The sequence below is a fragment of the Microbacterium alkaliflavum genome (assembly GCF_044325405.1).
Taxonomy (GTDB): domain Bacteria; phylum Actinomycetota; class Actinomycetes; order Actinomycetales; family Microbacteriaceae; genus Microbacterium; species Microbacterium alkaliflavum.
In genome coordinates, this window is the sequence record NZ_JBIQWL010000001.1 from 441,945 (window position 1) to 459,453 (window position 17,509).

General features: G+C 69.6%; 13 protein-coding genes. 7 read left to right on the plus strand and 6 right to left on the minus strand.

Going from position 1 to position 17,509, the window contains the following annotated elements; all coding sequences use genetic code 11:
• The first annotated feature begins 15 nt into the window (after positions 1-15).
• On the plus strand, positions 16-282 hold the full coding sequence (locus ACH3VR_RS01785; RefSeq protein ID WP_396639032.1) for a hypothetical protein: 267 nt from the start codon (positions 16-18) through the stop codon (positions 280-282).
• Here ACH3VR_RS01785 and ACH3VR_RS01790 read toward each other — a convergent pair.
• The 4 genes from ACH3VR_RS01790 to ACH3VR_RS01805 all read right to left on the minus strand — a co-directional run bounded on the left by ACH3VR_RS01790 (position 279) and on the right by ACH3VR_RS01805 (position 5,457).
• Positions 279-2,744, minus strand: coding sequence for a CHAT domain-containing protein (locus tag ACH3VR_RS01790; protein ID WP_396639033.1), 2,466 nt, complete (start codon positions 2,742-2,744; stop codon positions 279-281). The two genes, ACH3VR_RS01785 and ACH3VR_RS01790, sit on opposite strands and share 4 nt — an antisense overlap.
• A 20-nt stretch (positions 2,745-2,764) precedes the next feature.
• Positions 2,765-4,231, minus strand: coding sequence for a S8 family peptidase (locus ACH3VR_RS01795; protein WP_396639034.1), 1,467 nt, complete (start codon positions 4,229-4,231; stop codon positions 2,765-2,767).
• Between the two features lie 151 nt (positions 4,232-4,382).
• The gene (locus ACH3VR_RS01800; RefSeq protein ID WP_396639035.1) at positions 4,383-4,853 is read right to left on the minus strand and encodes a hypothetical protein; all 471 of its coding nucleotides are present in this window, start codon (positions 4,851-4,853) and stop codon (positions 4,383-4,385) included.
• Positions 4,843-5,457, minus strand: coding sequence for an RNA polymerase sigma factor (locus ACH3VR_RS01805; RefSeq protein ID WP_396639036.1), 615 nt, complete (start codon positions 5,455-5,457; stop codon positions 4,843-4,845). Before ACH3VR_RS01805 ends, ACH3VR_RS01800 begins: the two co-directional genes overlap by 11 nt.
• A 136-nt stretch (positions 5,458-5,593) precedes the next feature.
• Between ACH3VR_RS01805 and ACH3VR_RS01810 the strand changes: the two genes are divergently transcribed.
• A complete protein-coding gene (locus ACH3VR_RS01810) occupies positions 5,594-7,765 on the plus strand; it encodes a S8 family serine peptidase (RefSeq protein WP_396639037.1) in 2,172 nt (723 codons plus the stop codon).
• An 85-nt stretch (positions 7,766-7,850) separates the two neighbouring features.
• On the opposite strand, the gene ACH3VR_RS01815 is transcribed toward ACH3VR_RS01810, so the two are convergent.
• Positions 7,851-9,080: an MFS transporter gene (locus ACH3VR_RS01815; protein ID WP_396639038.1), complete on the minus strand. Its 1,230-nt coding sequence runs from the start codon at positions 9,078-9,080 to the stop codon at positions 7,851-7,853.
• A gap of 71 nt (positions 9,081-9,151) precedes the next feature.
• On the opposite strand from ACH3VR_RS01815, the gene ACH3VR_RS01820 reads away from it, so the two are divergent.
• Positions 9,152-9,661: a winged helix-turn-helix transcriptional regulator gene (locus tag ACH3VR_RS01820; protein WP_396639039.1), complete on the plus strand. Its 510-nt coding sequence runs from the start codon at positions 9,152-9,154 to the stop codon at positions 9,659-9,661.
• Between the two features lie 178 nt (positions 9,662-9,839).
• Positions 9,840-14,195, plus strand: coding sequence for a family 43 glycosylhydrolase (locus ACH3VR_RS01825; RefSeq protein WP_396639040.1), 4,356 nt, complete (start codon positions 9,840-9,842; stop codon positions 14,193-14,195).
• Positions 14,196-14,283: 88 nt separating this feature from the next.
• Here the strand turns inward: ACH3VR_RS01825 and ACH3VR_RS01830 are convergent, their stop codons facing one another.
• Positions 14,284-14,835: a pyridoxamine 5'-phosphate oxidase family protein gene (locus tag ACH3VR_RS01830; RefSeq protein ID WP_396639041.1), complete on the minus strand. Its 552-nt coding sequence runs from the start codon at positions 14,833-14,835 to the stop codon at positions 14,284-14,286.
• 368 nt (positions 14,836-15,203) lie between these two features.
• Here ACH3VR_RS01830 and ACH3VR_RS01835 point away from each other — a divergent pair, with 368 nt between their 5' ends.
• Genes ACH3VR_RS01835 through ACH3VR_RS01845 form a run of 3 tightly spaced genes read left to right on the plus strand, consistent with a single transcriptional unit; the run spans position 15,204 to position 17,464 of the window.
• Complete coding sequence (locus ACH3VR_RS01835; protein WP_396639042.1) at positions 15,204-16,085, plus strand: hypothetical protein; 882 nt, start codon at positions 15,204-15,206, stop codon at positions 16,083-16,085.
• 48 nt (positions 16,086-16,133) lie between these two features.
• Positions 16,134-16,670 (plus strand): hypothetical protein, encoded by a 537-nt coding sequence (locus ACH3VR_RS01840; protein ID WP_396639043.1) that lies wholly within the window; start codon positions 16,134-16,136, stop codon positions 16,668-16,670.
• On the plus strand, positions 16,667-17,464 hold the full coding sequence (locus tag ACH3VR_RS01845; RefSeq protein ID WP_396639044.1) for a sulfite exporter TauE/SafE family protein: 798 nt from the start codon (positions 16,667-16,669) through the stop codon (positions 17,462-17,464). Before ACH3VR_RS01840 ends, ACH3VR_RS01845 begins: the two co-directional genes overlap by 4 nt.
• Positions 17,465-17,509: the final 45 nt, after the last annotated feature.

The window sequence follows — 17,509 nt, forward strand, 5'->3', positions numbered from 1 at the left end:
ACAAGGAGGACTGTGATGAACCTCGAGCAGACCGTCGACCACCTCGCCGATATCGTCGAGGGTCTCCTGCACGGGTCGGAGGAGTTCGTCTGCAGCCTGCAGTTCGCCGAGGCGGAGGCGCTCGCGGAAGTGCTCGACGCCGGGCACCGCACGAGGACCGCAGCCCGCCTGATGCACCGCTGGGCGCTGACAGAGCCCGATTGGGACGAAGACGTGGAGCACCTCGAGACGCTCCAGCACTGGCTCATGCTGTCGGTCGCGCCCGTCGGCGCGGACGCCTAGAACCCCGTGCCGTGCGCCTGGAACGGAGCCGCGATCCCCGTCTGCTCGCCGGCCTGCGCGAGCGCGGCCGACGGCGACTCTCCCGCCGCGAGGCGCTCGTGCATCGCACCGAGCACGTCGCACGCCACGTCGTCGGAGACGATGACGGGGGATGCCACGACGCAGCGCGTGCCCGCGTGCAGCCACGCCCGGGTCATCCCGATCGCCTCCTCGCCCCACCGCACCGACGACCGGCCCAGCTCGCACGCCGACAGCACGACGGTATGGGGGACTTGGGGGATGAGGTCGATGTCGTAGCCGAACAGGGCTCCGTCGGCGAGTTCGAGACCCGAGAACAGCGGGTTCTCCGCCGAGTGCCGGCCGTGCGCCGCGATGTGGAGGAGTCCGACGCGTGACGCGAGCCGCTCGGTCTGGTCGACGGTCGCCGTCGCGGGACTCAGGATCGTGGCGGAATCCCACGCGGTCGCGGCGCGGGCGATCTCCTCGATGCCGCGCGAGACGCGCGGGCCCGCGGCGAACCCGACCCCAGCGGTGCTGGCTCCTCCGCGGTCGGCGGCCCATTGACTCGCCGAGGTCGCGATCGTGAAGGGGCGACGCCGCATGGCGGGCAGCATCCCCCACGGGATTCCCCCCAGGATGCCGGGAACCGTGATCACCGCGCGCCGGGGGCCGATCGCGGGGAGCACGGGGTCGATGAGCGCCGCCGACAGCGCCCTGAGCCTCTCCTCGAGGGACTCGCGGACGACGCGGACGAGCGGGCCCGACGTGACCGACGCGCTGACATCGAGATCGGCGCGCAGCCCCGTGTACAGGGCGCTGAGCCGCTTCCACGCTCCGATCTCGACGACGTGGGAGTCGTCGTCCGTCACGGCCAGAGCCGTCAGGTCGACGCCGTCGAAGACGTAGGAGACGACCGCCGTCTCCGGTCCCAATGCGGAGCGCAGCTCATCGAGCGAGATGCGCGGCCGGGTTCCGGCGGCGCCGGTCGACGACCAATGCCGACGGCGGACGCGTTCGCTCAGCTCCGCCGCGCGAGGCATCGACAGCCAGTCGCCTGCTCCCGACTCGGAGCTGAGCATGCGCAGCTCGGCGAGGTCGGCTGCCAGCGCCCCATCGCGGGGCGGCCGCACGGGGATCGTCTGCTGGCTGAGCTGACGGGCGCGCTCCGACCAGTCGAACATGACGTCTGCTCGACCCGACCGGGCCGCCGAGCCGAGTCCGGCGAAGATGAGGCGTCTGCCGTGCATGACGAGAGAGGTCGCGAGATCGAGGCTGCCGAACGACCGCTGCCACTCGGCGAGCGCATCGAGCCCGCTCGCGGCGTGCCGCCTCGCGTCGGACTCGCGATGCTGTGCTGCCGAGCGCGCGGCGCGGACTTCGTGTGCGAGCAGGCGCACCGGGAGCGGGGCGTCCGGGGGAGTGCGGATCGCAGGCGAAGGCGCCGCCGGCGACCCGTCCGCGAGCCACAGCTCGCGCGTGAGGCGCAGCGCCGCCGCCTCGCTGCGCAGCTCCTTCGCCTCCAGCGCGCGGACGACGGGGTCGACCTGTCTCACCGCCGCCGGCGACACGCGGCGCCGCTGCCCGCCGGGCTCGTCGGACAGGAACAGCGAACGCAGCCGCACGGCGTCGGCGCGCAGCGCCCACCACTCGCTGCCGATCGCGCGGAAGGTGCGCGTCGCTGCGGCGGCGACGGTCGAGGCCCGCTCGGGGCTGTGCGTCAGGAGCGACCGTGCGAGATGGAACTGCGCTTCTCCCTTCGCTTTGCTCATCCGGTGGGCGCTGAAGACTCCGACGACCCTTTCGAGGCTCTGCTCCGCCTCGCGCACGAGTCCCGCATCGCGCAGCACTTCGGCGCGATCGAGGTCGCAGATCGCGGCGTTGACCGCTGACGCCGTCGCCAGCGCGCCCCGTGCCTCGCCCATCATCTCGAGGGCTGCGACGAGGTCGCCTTCGAGCAGCGCGATGTAACCCGCATTGTGCACGGCCATCGCACGCTCGATCTCACCACCCACCGTCTCGTACGCGCGCGCGGCCGCCTCGACATCTGCACGAGCCGTCGCCAGGTGACCGGCCTGGCTGTGGGCGACGCTGCGATTCACGAGCATCGGCGCGCGGTATTCGGCATCGTCGCCGATGCCCGCGATTCCTCGATCGAGGAACGCCACGGCGTCGTCGAGGTCGCCTCGCTCGAGGGCGAGGAGGCCGAGCTGGCCGTAGAGGATGGCCTTCGTGCCGTCCGACACCCCGGCGAGCTCGAGCGCCTCCCGACAGCGCCGGTCCGCGGCCTCCGGATCCCCCTGCCGGATCTCCAGCGCCGCGAGCGAGCCGGCGATCCGGGCCTGCAGATCGGCGTCGTCCGTTCGCTGCCCCGCGACCACCAGCACGCGACGCGCCGCGGCATTGCGGCCCGCGTTCAGGTGAGCGCGGCCCCGACGATGCAGCTCTGCCGCGGAAAGCCTCACCTACTCAGAATGGCGGGCTCTCACCGCATCCGCGACTGGTCCTGTGCCGTGAGCCGCTTCGCGACGACGTCTTTCGCCGTCTCGGGGGCCTCACCGCTCGCGATCTGGGCCGCGATCCGCCCCGCCACGACAGGGGCCGCGAACGACGTTCCGCTCCACACGCCGAATCCGCCTTGGTAGTCGTCGGGGTCGAGGGTCTCGCGGCGGCGCCCCTCCTCGTCGTCGCGCGTTCCGGATTGGAGGCCGCCCTCGAACGTGACGGGGAGCGTCGAGAGCACCGAGACGCCCGGCGCGTAGACCTCGACCCAGTCGCCGATGTTCGAGAACAGCGCGACCGAGCGGTCGGAGGGGTTGAGCGCACCGACCGACACGTGCCGGTTCGGATCGAGGGCCGGGATCGCTGCGGGAAAGGTCGGCCTGTCCGTCGCGTCGTTCCCCGCGGAGCAGACGACGACGCAGCCTCGATCCCGGATCTTGTCGAGCAGGCTCGCCATCTCCGAGACGGTGTCCGGGTCGTCCGGGGTCTCGTGGTAGTAGCTGAAGGAAAGGTTCAGCACGGAAACCTTCGACCCCTTCCGCTTCTGCTCCAGGGTCGTGTCGTCCATGAATTCGACGAGGCGGCCGAGGGCGCCGAGCAGGTCGTCCTCGAGGATGAGGCCCTCGCCGTCGGCGATGCGCACGGGCAGGATCATCGCGTCGGGGCATTCCTGCCGAACGATGCCCGCGATGAAGGTGCCGTGCCCCGCGGCGTGGTCGAAGATGCCCTCGAGCGGCTCTGCGAGTGACGGCTCGCTCTCGGGGTCGGTGTCGGAATCCGGATCGATGCCGATCGGGTTGCCGCCTGCCAGGAACGGCTGGATGATGCAGTCCTTCAGCCACGGGTGGTCGCCCCAGCCGGTATCGAAGATTGCGACGATGGGCACCACCTTGGGATTGCCGGGGATCGGCTCTTGCCCGAGGTAGGCCACGGGCTGGAGCCCGCCGAAGCCGGGTTGGGCGTAGCTGGCGATGGGGTTCGCCGTGAACGGGTTCGCTGTGAAGGGGTTGGCCGTGAACGGATTGGCCGTGAAGGGGTTGGCCGTGAACGGGTTCAGACCCAGGGAGTCGGTCGAGAGCACGTGGTTGAGGCCGATGCCGCGCCGACCCCAGTCCGTGCGCCGCACCTCCCGCACGAGAGCCCACGCGTCGGGGTCGGCGACGACACGCTCGCCGTCGTGGGCGAGGCGCAGCCGAGCGCGCACCGTCATGCTCGCGCCTCGTGACCGCACGGGCGGCCGCGACGCCGTCAGACCAGACTGCTCCGACGCGGCGACCTCGATCGTCGGAGCCGGGCGGACGATCTCGAGCGTCCAGCCCGCGCGCGCGGCCCACGTCGTGAGCTGCGCGAATGCGGCCTCGTCGATGAAGTTCCGATCGATCAGCAGCTCGTCGGTCACGTAGATCGTCGGGAAGACCGAGTTGGGCGGTTCGCCTGCGGGATCGAGCACGGAGAATCGTGGAATTCTCCGCCAGCGTGGCCTGTCGGTGGTGTGCTTGCTCGTATCGCTCACAATCGCTCCTCGCTCATCTCTCCAAGCCCATCTGTCGAAGTGCCCATGTCTGGCAATGCGCATCCTTCGAAGCTCCATCTCTCGATGCTCAGATTTCGAACTGCGGTGTCCTGAAGTCGTGCACGTCGCCGTCGGCACCGCGCACGACGATGCGCAGGTGGGAGACCCCGGGCGGGATCGATTCGAACGCGAATCGCCCATGCTCGCCCGCCTCTGCCGACCAGTCCCGATCTCCCTGCACCAGCCGGATCGCGAGGGCGGAGGCATCCACCCACCCGTCGACCCGTCGCGAGCCGTCTTCGGTGGCCGTCACATGCACGAGCACGTTGGTCTCGCCGTCGCTGAACTGCAGCGTCGCGGTGTCGCTCTCGCCGCGCACGGCGGCGGGCATCGACCCCTCGACGAGAGTCAGCAGCGCGTACTCCCGCGAGAGGTCTTCGACGGCGACCGCCGCGACCATGCGGTCGGCGAGGTCGGCCGGCACGGGGTCGGCGTCCTGCCACATCTCTCGCAGTCGCGCGAACAGCGCCCTATCGGCGCTGAAGTCGTCAGTGTCCATGATCATCTCCCATTCCGGCGCCCTCGAGTTCGGCGCGGAGCTTGGCGAGGCAGCGTTGGCGCGTGGGTCCGATCGATCCGACCGGCATCGCAAGATCCTCCGCGATGCGCGCATAGTCGGGTCGGTCGTCGAACGCGACGATCCGCAGCAGATGGCGGCATCGTTCGTCGAGCCGTCCCACCGCGGTCCACAGGCGCTGCCTCGCATCGTCATCGACCGCGGTCTGCTCCGCGGACTCGTGGACGGGAAGGTGCGGCTCGAGCGCCTCGGCCTCCGTCGCACTCGCGAGCCGGTGCGCCTTGCCGACGCGCCATGCCTCGCGGCGGGCGCACATCGTCAGCCAGCCCGACACCGCCTGCGGGTCGACGATCGACGAGTGCCGTCGCACGAGCGTCAGCCACGTCGTCTGCACGACGTCCTGCGCGAGAGCGGCATCGAGCCCGTACGAGCGCACGAGGTGCCAGAGCGCGGGGGTCATGAGACGCACGAGGTCGTCCATCGCACGGCTGTCGCCTTCCCGCCATCGCAGGAAGAGTTCGGCCGCGCGCTCCCATCGAGCGGGCTCGACGGAGTCGACGGATGCCGTGGCGTCCGCGTGCGTCATAGGGCCCATTGTGTCCACGCTGAGAAGAGAGCGATAGTGCCCGCCTGATACATCCCGGCTGTATCAGGCGCGGCGGAAGCGACTCTTACGAGGAGATGCGCGCTGTCCGAGGCGTGCCATGCGTGAGGAGCTCGAAATGGCCCGAAACATCCAAGGCTCGATTCCCGTCGCCGACATCGTGTCGGGCGAGGTCGTGCGCCGGGGACGACCCGTCCGCATCACGGGAGAGTTCGGCGACCGCGACGCGCACGCCGTGACGGTCAGCGGCGGCGGCAGCGCCGACGTGTCGTTCGAGGGCGACGCCCTCGTGGTCGACACGTCGCGGCTCTCGATCGGCGGGCACACGATCCGCGTCGACGGCGTCCCTGCGGAGGGGAAGGGCAAGGGGAGGCAGGATGCCTCCTTCGACGTCGTCGTCGTCGACACGCCCGCCGTGGTCGATGACGACCTCGCGGTGCTGCACGCGACCCGGATGCGCATCGGCGACCTCGAGATCGAGTCGCTGCCGATGGGAGCGGGGGCCGAAGGGGTGTTCCGTGACGTCTTCAAGGCGATCAGCCGTGACGGCGAGAAGGCCGTCACCCTCGCGTTCGATCAGATCGGCGAGCGCATCGACATCGACGAGGAGCTCGCCGCCCTCGCGAAGCGCAGGCAGGAGCGCTACGGCCGCGTCGAGCCCGCGCTGTTCGAGCGGCTCGAACATGGCGGCGACGTCGAGGTCGCGGTGTGGGCGTCGACGCGCGACGTCGATCTGCCGGAGCCCGAGAAGTCCGACCGGCGGGCGGCCGGCAAGGCCGGCCGCGCCGACGCGGCGAGGCGGAAGGAGTGGAATGCGCTCGGAGAGAAGCTCGCGGAGGTCTCGCGGCAGTTCGGGCTCGATCCGGAGCGCGTCGATCAGGCCGCACCCGTGGTCTACGGGCGCCTGCCGGCCGACGCCGTGCGCAAGCTCGCGGAGCACGAACTCGTCGCGGGGGTCTTCCGCTACGACCGCGAGGGCTTCGACGACCTCGGCGACTCCATCGCTGTGCACAACAGCGACGACGCCCACACGGCCGGGTTCACCGGCTCGGGCGTCAACGTCGCGGTGTACGAGCCCGGTCCCGACGTCACGACGAACCTGACGATCTCGGCCCGCTACCAGGCGGGCGGATCGACGAGCAGCCACGCACGCATGACGCACGGGATCATCCGCAACTCCGAGCGCAACCGCCCCCACGGGCACGCGCCGGATGCCAATCTCTTCTCGGCGAACAGCTACGACCTGGATGCCATCCGCTGGGCGGCGCAGGATCAGGGCTGCACCGTCATCAGCCAGAGCTTCCATCGCGACGCGGAGCAGACGAGCGACTCCCTGTCGCACGACGACAACTACAAGGACTGGCTCGCCCTGCACTGGCCTTACCCGACGATCGTCGAGGCCGCAGGCAACGGCGGCTCGACCGAGTTCGTCAACCACAAGGGCTACAACCGCCTCACCGTCGGCAGCCACAATGACAGCGCGAGCGCGATGGCGTCGGACTCGGTCTTCCGCAACCCGAAGTCCTCGCACGCCGATCGTGAGCTGCCCGAAGTCGCCGGCAACGGCGTGGGCGTCTCGGTCCTCAGCCTCACCGACAGCGGGACGAGCTTCGCCGCACCGGCCGTCGCGGGCATCGCCGCGTGCGTGCAGCAGGCGGCGCCCGTCCTGCAGTCCTGGCCCGAGGGGACGCGGGCCGTGCTGATGGCCTCGGCGTGGCGCAACCCGAGCGGCGGGCGCTGGCGCGCCGATCTCGTCGCGGGAGTCGATGGGCGCGACGGCGCGGGAACGGTGGACGCGGAACGGTCGACGTCGATCGCACGGTCGCGCCAGGGTCGGGACAACGCGGGCGCGCTGCGGGGCTTCGACGTCGGAACCCTGCGGTCGGCCGACCTCGACGGGTCGGGCCGCACGACGTTCCGCTACCGCATCACGACGCCGCGGACGCCGCTGTTCTTCGGGTCGCATGTCAAGGTCGCGCTCGCCTGGGACTCCCAGGCCACACGCACCGACATCCTGTTCCTGTCGATCTACCAGAACACGCTCACCGTCGACCTCGACCTCGAGGTGCGCGACTCGGCGGGCTCGCTCGTTGCCTCGAGCGCCTCGTGGGACAACAGCTACGAGATCGCCGAGTTCGACGCGAAGGCCGGCGAGACGTACGACGTGCGCATCCGCCGGTGGTCGGGCAGCGACGACGTGTGGTTCGGCATCGCGTGGACGCAGATCTCGACGCTGTTCGACATCTTCGGCTCCGTGCAGACGGCTCCGGTCATCGAGCTGGGGGGCTGACCGGGTGGGGGAAGGGGGGATGCCGCGGCTGGGGCTGCTCGCGGCATCCCCCGTGTTTCTGCCCTCGGCGAGACCGCTTCCGCCGTCAGCGCGACCGCCGCGCGCCGACGAGCACGCCGGCGCCCGCCACGAGCCCCGCCGTCAGGCCGAACCCGATCGCCATGGCCTCGACGCCGATGACCGTCGCGATCTGCCCCGCGAGGATCGCCGATCCGCCGAACGTCACGTAGGCCAGCACGAAGATCGCCGAGAACAGTCGCGCCCGGTCGTGCGGCGCGACCTCGGGGATGAGCCCGCGGTTGCTGCCCGCGAAGGCCGCGCCCGCGCCCGTGCCCGCGACCACCGCGGAGGCCCAGACGAGCGGCAGCGCGTCGGTCGCGACGCCCGCGACGAACAGTGCGACGCCGATGATCATCCCGACGTTGCCGTAGGTCTTGAGCGGGTGCGGATGAACGCCGCTCGTGATGACGGCGGCGAGCGTTCCTGCGGCGAAGAGGACGAAGTTCACGCCGCCTCCGACCAGCGGCGCCGTCACGTGGAGCACGGCCGACAGCACTGTCGGCACGAGTCCGAGGTAGAGCGCCGTCAGCAGGAAGACCGCGACGATGCTCGGCGACGTGCGGACGAAGAGCGGCCGCACCGGCCGCGGGACCGAGACGCGCGGCACGAGCGATGCGAGGGCACCCCGCCTGGAGGACGAGGTCTCGGGGGCGAGGACGGCGAGCCCGGTGCCGGCCGCCATCACGACGACGAGCACGAGCCAGACGGTGGATGCCGCGGCGCCGGGCATGGCGTACGCGACGAGCCCGGAGAACAGGGCGCCGATCGCGAGCCCGGCGGTGGTGGCGAGGCTCGACATGACGGTGCCGAGCTTCTTCCGATTCTCGGGGGCGAGCTCGACGATCGCGGCGCCGAAGGTGCTCGACGCGACGCCGGTGGCGATTCCCTGCAGCACCCGTCCGACGATGAGCCACGTGATCGACGCTGAGAACAGGAACACGACCATAGAGGCGAGCTCGAGGGCGAGCGCCCCGATCAGCACGGGACGGCGGCCGACGTAGTCGGACAGCGATCCGAAGACGAGGAGGGCGGCGATCATCGCGAACGCGTAGACCCCGAAGGCGACCGTGAGCAGGGGCGGTGCGAAGCCCCACTGCTGCTCGTACAGGGGGAGGAGGGGCGTCGGCGCTCCTGCCGCGACGAAGAAGGCCAGGAGCGAGGCCGACATGCCGACGAAGGCGACTCGCCGCGTGACTCGCGCCCCCGATCGGGTCGTGGACCTCGAAGCGACGGGCGTGGCGACTGACGTACTCATGAGAATCAGTATGCACATCAATCAATGAAGTAACAAGCATCAATGAATGAAGTTTTGTGTAGAATGGGCGCATGCCGTTGGGAACCGACTATGCGGGACAGGACTGCGCCGTGGCGCGCGCACTCGAGGTCGTGGGGGAGCGGTGGACTCTGCTGATCGTCCGCGACCTCATGTACGGCATCCGGCGCTACTCCGATCTGCAGAAGCACATCGGCCTGCCGCCCGCGACGCTCACGGATCGGCTCGGCCGGCTCGTCGAACATGGCGTGGCCGACCGCGTTCCCGGCGTCGGCGCGCGCGACGAGTACGTGCTCACGGCCAAGGGCGAGACGCTGTGGCCGGTCATCTCGAGCCTGGCGCAGTGGGGCAATGAGAACTACGTGCCGCCCGAGCGCCGCATGGTCTACACGCACCGCGAGGACGGCGGGACACTCGAGGCGAACGGGTCGTGCTCGGTGTGCGGCGCCATCCCGGTCGCTGCCGACGTCGTGATCCGCAAGCCCCAGACGGCCGAGACGAAGGACCCGTTCGCGATCGCGCTGCGCGAGCCGCACCGGCTGCTCGAGCCGCTGCGCGGCTGATCAGGCGCGCAGCCGCGCGAGCGCATCGCGGGGGTCAGGGTCGACTCCCGGGCGCGATCGCGCTCGGGAGTCGGCGCGTTGCTGATCGAGTCTGATCGCTTCGTTGCATCCACATCAATGTGAGCGATAACATTTCGAAAGGACTGTCCGCCGACGATGCGGACAAGAAGGATGTGCAATGAAGCAGAGTGTCGTTCGCCGCTTAGTCGCCGGCGTCTCCGTCGCCGCCATAGGCCTCACCGGCGCAGTCGTGGCCACCCAGCCGGCCGTCGCGGCCGCGCCGAGCCTCGTCGCCTACTACCCGCTCAACGACACGACCGGGACAGTCGCGACGGATGCCTCGGGCGCGGGTCGCAACGGCACGTACGTAGGGGGCGCCACCCTCACCGGTGGTGAAGGCGTGCGCCTCGACGGCACCGACGACCACGTCAAGCTGCCGAACAACCTGCTCGCCGGCCTCACCTCGATCACCGTGAGCGCCGAAGTGCTCGTGCGCTCCTCGCAGGGCACGCCGTACTTCATCTACGGCTTCGGCAACACCGACAGTTCCGGCGTCGGCAACGGGTACCTCTACTCGACGGGCAACACCTACAAGACCTCCATCGCGACGGGCAACTGGACGACCGAGCAGACGGCGAACAGCAGCGCCAACCTCGCCCGCGACGTCTGGAAGACGATCACGTACACGCTCGACGACGCGAGCGACACTGCACGCGTCTACCTCGACGGCGTGCAGGTCGGCCAGCAGACCGGCGTGACGATCACCCCCGGCGCCATCGGCGCGGGTGTCACGACTGCGAACTACCTCGGCCGCTCGGTGTACACCGCCGACAAGTACCTCTCGGGCAGCCTCCGTGAGGTGCGCATCTACGACGCGGCGCTGACCGCGACCGAGGTCGCCGCGCTGAACCCGACCGACGCGACGAAGGTGCAGCGCGATGCGGCATCCCTGTCTCTCGGCGATCTGAGCGGCGTGACCGCCAACCTCACGCTGCCGGCTACCGCGGCCAACGGCTCGAGCGTCACATGGGCGACGAGCAACGCCGGCGTCATCTCGGCGACCGGCGTCGTGACGCGTCCCGCGGCCGGCCAGGCCTCGGCGAGCGTCACGCTCACCGCGACGCTCACGAAGGGATCGTCGACCCAGACGAAGCAGTTCGCGGCGACCGTCCTGCCTCAGCCGGGCGGTGAAGCCCTCGCCCAGCAGGATCTCGACGCCATCGCGATCCCGAACGCGACCGACGTGCGCGGCAACATCACGCTGCCTGCCACCGGCTCGAAGAACGGCAGCGCCATCACGTGGTCGGCCTCTCCGGCCGGCATCATCACGACGACGGCCCAGGGCGGCAAGGCCGCCGGCGTCGTCACGCGCCCCGCGGCCGACACCGTCGTGACGCTCACGGCTGCGGTCGCGTCGCAGAGCGTGCAGCGCACGATCCCCGTGACCGTCAAGGCGGCGCCCGTCGGGCTCGACAAGAACTACACCGCGGGCTACCTCTGGACGCACTTCGCGGCGCAGGGCGGCTACGAGAAGATCTTCTACGGCTACAGCCAGGACGGTCTGCACTGGAACAAGCTCAACGACAATGCACCGATCCTGCAGAACCTGGCCGGCGATCTCGGCGTGCGCGACCCGCACCTCGTGCGCTCGCCGGAGGGTGACAAGTACTGGATCATCGGCACCGACCTGCACGCCGAGGGCGGCGGAGCCGGCGGATCGGGCTGGGACCAGCTCAACGCGAGCCAGAACCTCGTCGTGTGGGAGTCGACCGACCTCGTGCACTGGAGCGACCAGCGCATCGTGTTCGCGGGCTTCGACCAGGCGGGCTGCGTGTGGGCGCCCGAGGCCATCTACAACGAGGCGACCGGCGAGTACTACGTGTACTGGTCGGCGCGTGACAAGACCGACAACGGCACGAACGACTGGGCCCTGCGCGTCTACCTCACCAAGACCCGCGACTTCACGACGTTCACGAAGCCGGAGATCTGGCAGTCGCTCAACGCCAAGGGCGACGGCCTGACCGGCCCGAACATCATCGACACGACGATCGCGAAGGAAGGCAACACCTACTACCGCTTCGCGACGTCGGACTGGTTCACGGTCGTCGACACCGCGACGAGCCTCGACGGTCCCTGGACCACCGTGATCGCCCGTGGCGAGGCGGCCGCCCACGGCATGCGCGCCTCGATGGAGGGCCTCACCGCCTACCAGCGGCCCGACGGCCGCTGGACGGTCATGGGCGACCAGAGCGGCTACTACGCGCAGACCGCCGACACCCTCGCGAGCCTGCAGTTCACGCAGCTGAGCACGGGATCGGGTGCGAACCAGTACTCGTTCGACCAGCCGTTCCGTCACGGTTCGGTGCTGCGCCTCTCGGCGGCCGAGGAGCAGCGCCTGCTCGCCGCGTACGGCGACCAGCCGACCGACCCGACCGACCCGGAGGAGCCTCAGCAGGGGCCGATCGCCCAGTACACGTTCGACGACGGCACGCTGAACGACTCGATCGGCACGGCGAACCTCACCAAGAGCGGCACCGCAGCGGTCGCCACCGACGCGGACAAGGGCAAGGCCCTCAAGGTCGACGGCTCGACGAACGGCTTCGCGGCGTTCCCGGCCGGCTTCTTCGACAAGCGCGACACCATGACCGTGTCGATGGACGTCAAGAGCGAGAAGACGAGCGGCAACTTCTTCACGTTCACGTTCGGTGCCGACTCCAACAAGTACTACTTCCTGCGCGTGCGCGGAGGTGATGTGCGCAGCGCGATCACGCAGGCCTCGTACCAGACGGAGTCGGCCGTGACCGGCTCGGTGACGTCCGGGCAGTGGCACCACATCGACGTCGTCTTCGAAGGCACGACGATGACGGTCTACTCCGACGGCGTCCGCATGGGGCAGAACGCGACACTGGGCACCAAGGTCAGCGACCTCGGGACGAACCTCGTGGCGTACCTCGGCAAGTCGCTCTACTCGGCCGACGGCTACTTCCAGGGCTGGTACGACAACGTCAAGGTCTACAACCGCGCGCTGTCGGCCACCGAGGTGCTCTCGAACGCCGGCGTCACCGACCAGCTCCTCGACGTCTCGCTTGCGAACGCCGACGCGCTCAAGCTGGCGCCGATCGTCGACTCGACGGCCCACTCGGTCGTCCTGCCGGTCAAGAAGGGGACGGATGTCACGGCTCTCGCCCCGACGTTCGGGGCCGTACCGGGAGCGACCGTGTCGCCCGCCTCGGGAACGACGGTGAACCTCACGCAGCCTGTGAACTACACGCTGACCAAGCCCGACGGCACCACCGTCACGTGGAAGTTCGAGGCGCGGGTCGTGAACAGCCCCGTGCTGCCCGGGTACTACGCGGACCCGAACATCGCGGTGTTCGGTGACACGTACTACATCTACGCCACGACCGACGGTCTGGCCGGCTGGGGCGGCAACACGTTCTACGTGTGGAAGTCGAAGAACCTCGTCGACTGGACGCGTTCGGAGCAGCCGTTCCTCACGCTCGACGGGGCGAACGGCAACGTGCCATGGGCGACGGGCAACGCGTGGGCGCCGACCATCATCGAGCGCGACGGGAAGTACTACTTCTACTTCTCGGGCCAAAACCCGACGTACAACCGCAAGACGATCGGCGTCGCCGTGGCCGACAGCCCCGAGGGTCCGTTCATCGCGCAGCCCACCGCGATGATCCTCAACAACGAGGCTGTCACGTCGGGTCAGGCGATCGACCCCGCGGCATTCCACGACCCGGTGACGGGCAAGTGGTACCTCGCGTGGGGCAACGGCTCGCCGGTCATCGCCGAACTGAACGACGACATGGCGTCGATCAAGGCCGGCACGTACCAGCGGATCACGGGTCTCACGGACTTCCGTGAGGGCATCTTCCTCAACTACCGCCAGGGGCTCTATCACCTCACCTACTCGATCGACGACACCGGTTCGGAGAACTACCGCATCGGCTACGCGACGGCGACGAGCATCAACGGACCGTGGACCTACCGCGGCGTGATCCTGCAGAAGGACCTGTCACTCGGCATCAAGGCGACGGGCCACAGCTCGATCATCAACGTGCCCGGCACCGACGACTGGTACATCGCGTACCACCGGTTCGGGATGCCCGGAGGCGACGGCACGCACCGTGAGACGACGATCGACAAGGTCGAGTTCGGTGCGGACGGTCTCATGAAGACCGTCAAGCCGACGCTCGAGAGCGTCGCTCCGCAGACGATCACGCTGCCTTCCTCGGGTCCCGAGGTGCAGGTCACCACTACGACGCGCTGCGTCGTCGGCAAGGTCTACCTGACGACGACGGTCAAGAACCTCGACGACGTCACGGTGTCGGTCGAGGTGCAGACGCCCTACGGCAAGACCACCATCGCGGGGGTCGCGCCCGGCAAGTCGGTGTCGCAGGGCTTCTCGACGAAGGCCGTGAGCATCGGCGCAGGCACCGTGCAGGTCACGGCATCGGCGACGGTCGACGGCAAGCCGGTCACGTCGGTGACCGAGGCGACGATCGCCGCGACGAGCTGCGGCTGATCACCGCACAACCCGATCACGAGCGGGGTCTCACGGTCTTCGGACCGCGGGACCCCGCTTCCCTCGGCTGGGTGAAGGGTCTGGTCTGTCAGGCGGGGTCGTGCGACGGGCTGCGGTGCGGGATCGGCTCGGGGCGCTGCGCCCGTGACCGCGGCTCGCTCTCCGGCGCCGCGATCGCGGCATCCGCTTCGAATGCCTGCAGGGCCTCCCTCCGTGCTCCGCGTCTGACGAAGCGGCGGCCCGTGATGGTGTGCGCCGTGACCTTCACGACGAAATGCTTCGTCGTGGGGCTCCATGAACCGAGTTCCGTGACTCCGCTCGCGCGGATCTCGGCGTCGCTCGTCACGCGCTCCGCGGGACCTCTCACCACGACGCTCCAATACCGGCCCTCCGTCTCGCCGTCGATCTCGAAGGCCGCGACAGGGTGGTGGGCGATGTGGAGGAGCTTGCTGTCGCGCGCCGTGCGGATGTACAGCGACCCCTCGTGCGCGACGTAGTTGACGGGGAAGATGTCGGGCGTCCCGTCGTCGCGCACGACCGCCAGCCGGCCGAGCTCGTTCTCCTGCAGGAACGACCAGCAATCCGCCGCACTCAGGTGCTCGACACCCGTCGGCGCCGCCGGACCAGATGCATCGTTCATCCTCGCGCCCTTCGACGAATCCTGTTCCTGTCTTACCCCCGACGGCGGACGAGGTGAAGGGGCGGCCGGACTCGCCGAGGATGCCGGATGGACGACCCCCTCGGGATCGCAGATCGAGGCGGACTCCCGAGGGGGCCTGAACCCGTCGCCGCGGGAAGAACGCCCGCTTGGGGTCAGGCTCGCCGAACTGGGGGTTCCGGCGACAGACGCGACTGCGGGTCTGTCCTCCACGATAGGGACGCGGCGTCCCCGATCGCCCGCGAATCGACGGGACGTAGCAAACCCGTAACACGCCGTTGTCGTGCGGCGTCGCGCCGCGACGGCGGCGTCGGCGCTCGCCGATAGCGTGGACGCCGAGGAGGGATGCCGTGACCGCCGTTCCCGTCGAGACCTCGCTGATGCGCACCTACCGCTACGTGCGCCTCGGCATCGCCGCGACCGTCGTCGTCATCGCCGCCGCGGTCGGGTTCGCGTTCGCCGACGTCGGACTGCTCCCGTCGATCAGCGCCTACTACTACACGCCCGCGGGCGACGCGTTCGTCGCGGCGCTGGTCGCGGCATCCTTCGGGCTGTTCGCGCTGTCGGGTCGCGGGGTCGAGCGCAATCTGCTCGATGCAGCGGCGCTCCTCGCTCCGCTCATCGCGTTCATCCCGACGCCGATGCATCCGGGAGGCATCCCGGGCGTCGTCGCGACGTGCCCCGAGGGTGCACCGTGCGTGCCGGTCGAATATCGGCCCGCGGTCGGCAACGGCGTGTCGACGTACCTCGTAGTGGGCGGCCTGCTCGTCATCGTCGCCCTCGTCATCCGGACCCGTCAGGGCCTCACGTGGCGGCAGATCGCGGCATCCGTCATCGTCTCGGTCGTCGTGCTGGCCGCCGTGTTCGCCGGCTGGATGTGGGCGCGCGAGTGGATGCTGTCCTACGGGCATTTCCTCTCGTCGGGCCTGTTCTTCCTGGTGATCGCGGCCGTCGCGGTATGGAACGCCTTCCCGCATCCGGGCGATCCGCTGTGGGTGCAGCCGTCGCGTGCGCTCGCGATCACGAACATCGTCATCGCGGCGGCGCTCGTGCTCGACATCCTGGTGGTGGTCGTGTTCATCACGAGGGACGAGGTCCCGGATGCCGCCATCCCCCCGATCTTCGTGTGCGAGTTCATCGCCTTGGGCCTGTTCATGGTCTTCTGGCTGCTGCAGTCGGCGCAGAAGTGGCGCGACCCGAACCCGAGCCTGATGGCGTCGCTCGTGGCGTGACGCGGCTCACGAAACGGGCGCGTCATGTCGCGCCATTAGGGTTCTCTCATGCGCACGGCCCCCCTCGACCCCGCAGCCGAGCAGCCGAGGCGGAAGCGGCGCCGGGGTCTGTGGGCGCTGCTCGGGATCATCGCGATCGTGCTCGTCGCCGGCGCGGCCGTGCTCGTCCCGCAGTGGCAGCAGGCGACATCGCCCGCGCCGAGCGCCACCCTCGACCCCGAGCAGGCGGCTGTGCGCACGGTCGAGCGCTACGAAGACGCCTGGCAGCAGATCGACTGCGCCGAGTACGAGGAGTCGACGACCCCCGCGTTCCGAGAGCTGCTCCTGCTGCCCGAATGCTCCGGCTTCACGGCGGAGGCGAAGTCGTTCGCGGACGGGAGCGACGACTACCATCTTGAGGTCGTCGCCGTTTCGCGCGAAGGGAAGAAGATCATCGTCTCGACCACGGAAACGTACGTCTCGCTCGTGGATGACAGCGGGGCGCCGCTCACCGCGCCTCAGCCCATGACACGCGCCTACGATTACGTCGTCGTCGCGACCGAGACCGACTGGGCCATCGACGACGCGAACGTGTCGCTGCCGTGAGCGACGCGCCCGTGAAGGCGCGACGCGCCCCCTCGTTCTTCCTCGTCTGCATCGGCATCGGCCTGCTCGCCGGCCTCATGTCGGGGCTGTTCGGCGTCGGCGGCGGCACCGTCATCGTGCCGCTCCTGGTGCTCATCCTGAAGTTCGACCAGCGCCTCGCGGCCGGCACGTCGCTCGCCGCGATCGTGCCGACCGCGACCGTCGGCGTCATCTCCTACGCCGTGCACGGCTCGGTCGCCTGGATCCCCGCCCTGATCCTCGCCGCGGGTGCCGTCGTCGGCGCGCAGATCGGCACGTGGCTGTTGCCGCGCGTCTCGGTCACGGTGCTGCGCTGGGGCTTCGTCGCGTTCCTCGTCGTCGTCATCGTCAACCTCTTCCTCGTGATCCCCTCGCGCGACGCCGAACTGCCGCTCACGATCCTCACGATCTCGGGTCTCGTCGCGCTCGGCGTGGTCACCGGCATCCTCTCCGGCCTTCTCGGCGTCGGCGGCGGCATCATCGTCGTGCCGGCGCTCATGATGCTGTTCGGCACGAGTGACCTCGTCGCGAAGGGCACATCGCTGCTCATGATGATCCCGACGGCGATCTCGGGGACCGTCGGCAACCTCCGCCGCGGCAACGTCGACCTGCCCGCGGGGGTCACCGTGGGCCTCGCCGCCTGCACGACGACCGCGCTCGGAGCCTGGATCGCGACCCTGCTCGACCCCTTCGCCGCCAACGTGCTGTTCGCGATCTTCCTGACGTTCATCGCGACGCAGATGGGGGTCCGCGCGGTGCGCGGGCGCCGGGCCTGAGGCATCCCTCTTCCCTGTCCATAGCCCGTGCTCTCACCGAGAGCC

Bases quoted from the DNA above. Each gene is read 5' to 3' on its own strand.
- ACH3VR_RS01785 (WP_396639032.1), top strand. From the start codon at position 16: ATGAACCTCGAGCAGACCGTCGACCACCTCGCCGATATCGTCGAGGGT.
- ACH3VR_RS01800 (WP_396639035.1), bottom strand. From the start codon at position 4,853: ATGGACACTGACGACTTCAGCGCCGATAGGGCGCTGTTCGCGCGACTG.
- ACH3VR_RS01805 (WP_396639036.1), bottom strand. From the start codon at position 5,457: ATGACGCACGCGGACGCCACGGCATCCGTCGACTCCGTCGAGCCCGCT.
- ACH3VR_RS01810 (WP_396639037.1), top strand. From the start codon at position 5,594: ATGGCCCGAAACATCCAAGGCTCGATTCCCGTCGCCGACATCGTGTCG.
- ACH3VR_RS01815 (WP_396639038.1), bottom strand. From the start codon at position 9,080: ATGAGTACGTCAGTCGCCACGCCCGTCGCTTCGAGGTCCACGACCCGA.
- ACH3VR_RS01820 (WP_396639039.1), top strand. From the start codon at position 9,152: ATGCCGTTGGGAACCGACTATGCGGGACAGGACTGCGCCGTGGCGCGC.
- ACH3VR_RS01825 (WP_396639040.1), top strand. From the start codon at position 9,840: ATGAAGCAGAGTGTCGTTCGCCGCTTAGTCGCCGGCGTCTCCGTCGCC.
- ACH3VR_RS01830 (WP_396639041.1), bottom strand. From the start codon at position 14,835: ATGAACGATGCATCTGGTCCGGCGGCGCCGACGGGTGTCGAGCACCTG.
- ACH3VR_RS01840 (WP_396639043.1), top strand. From the start codon at position 16,134: ATGCGCACGGCCCCCCTCGACCCCGCAGCCGAGCAGCCGAGGCGGAAG.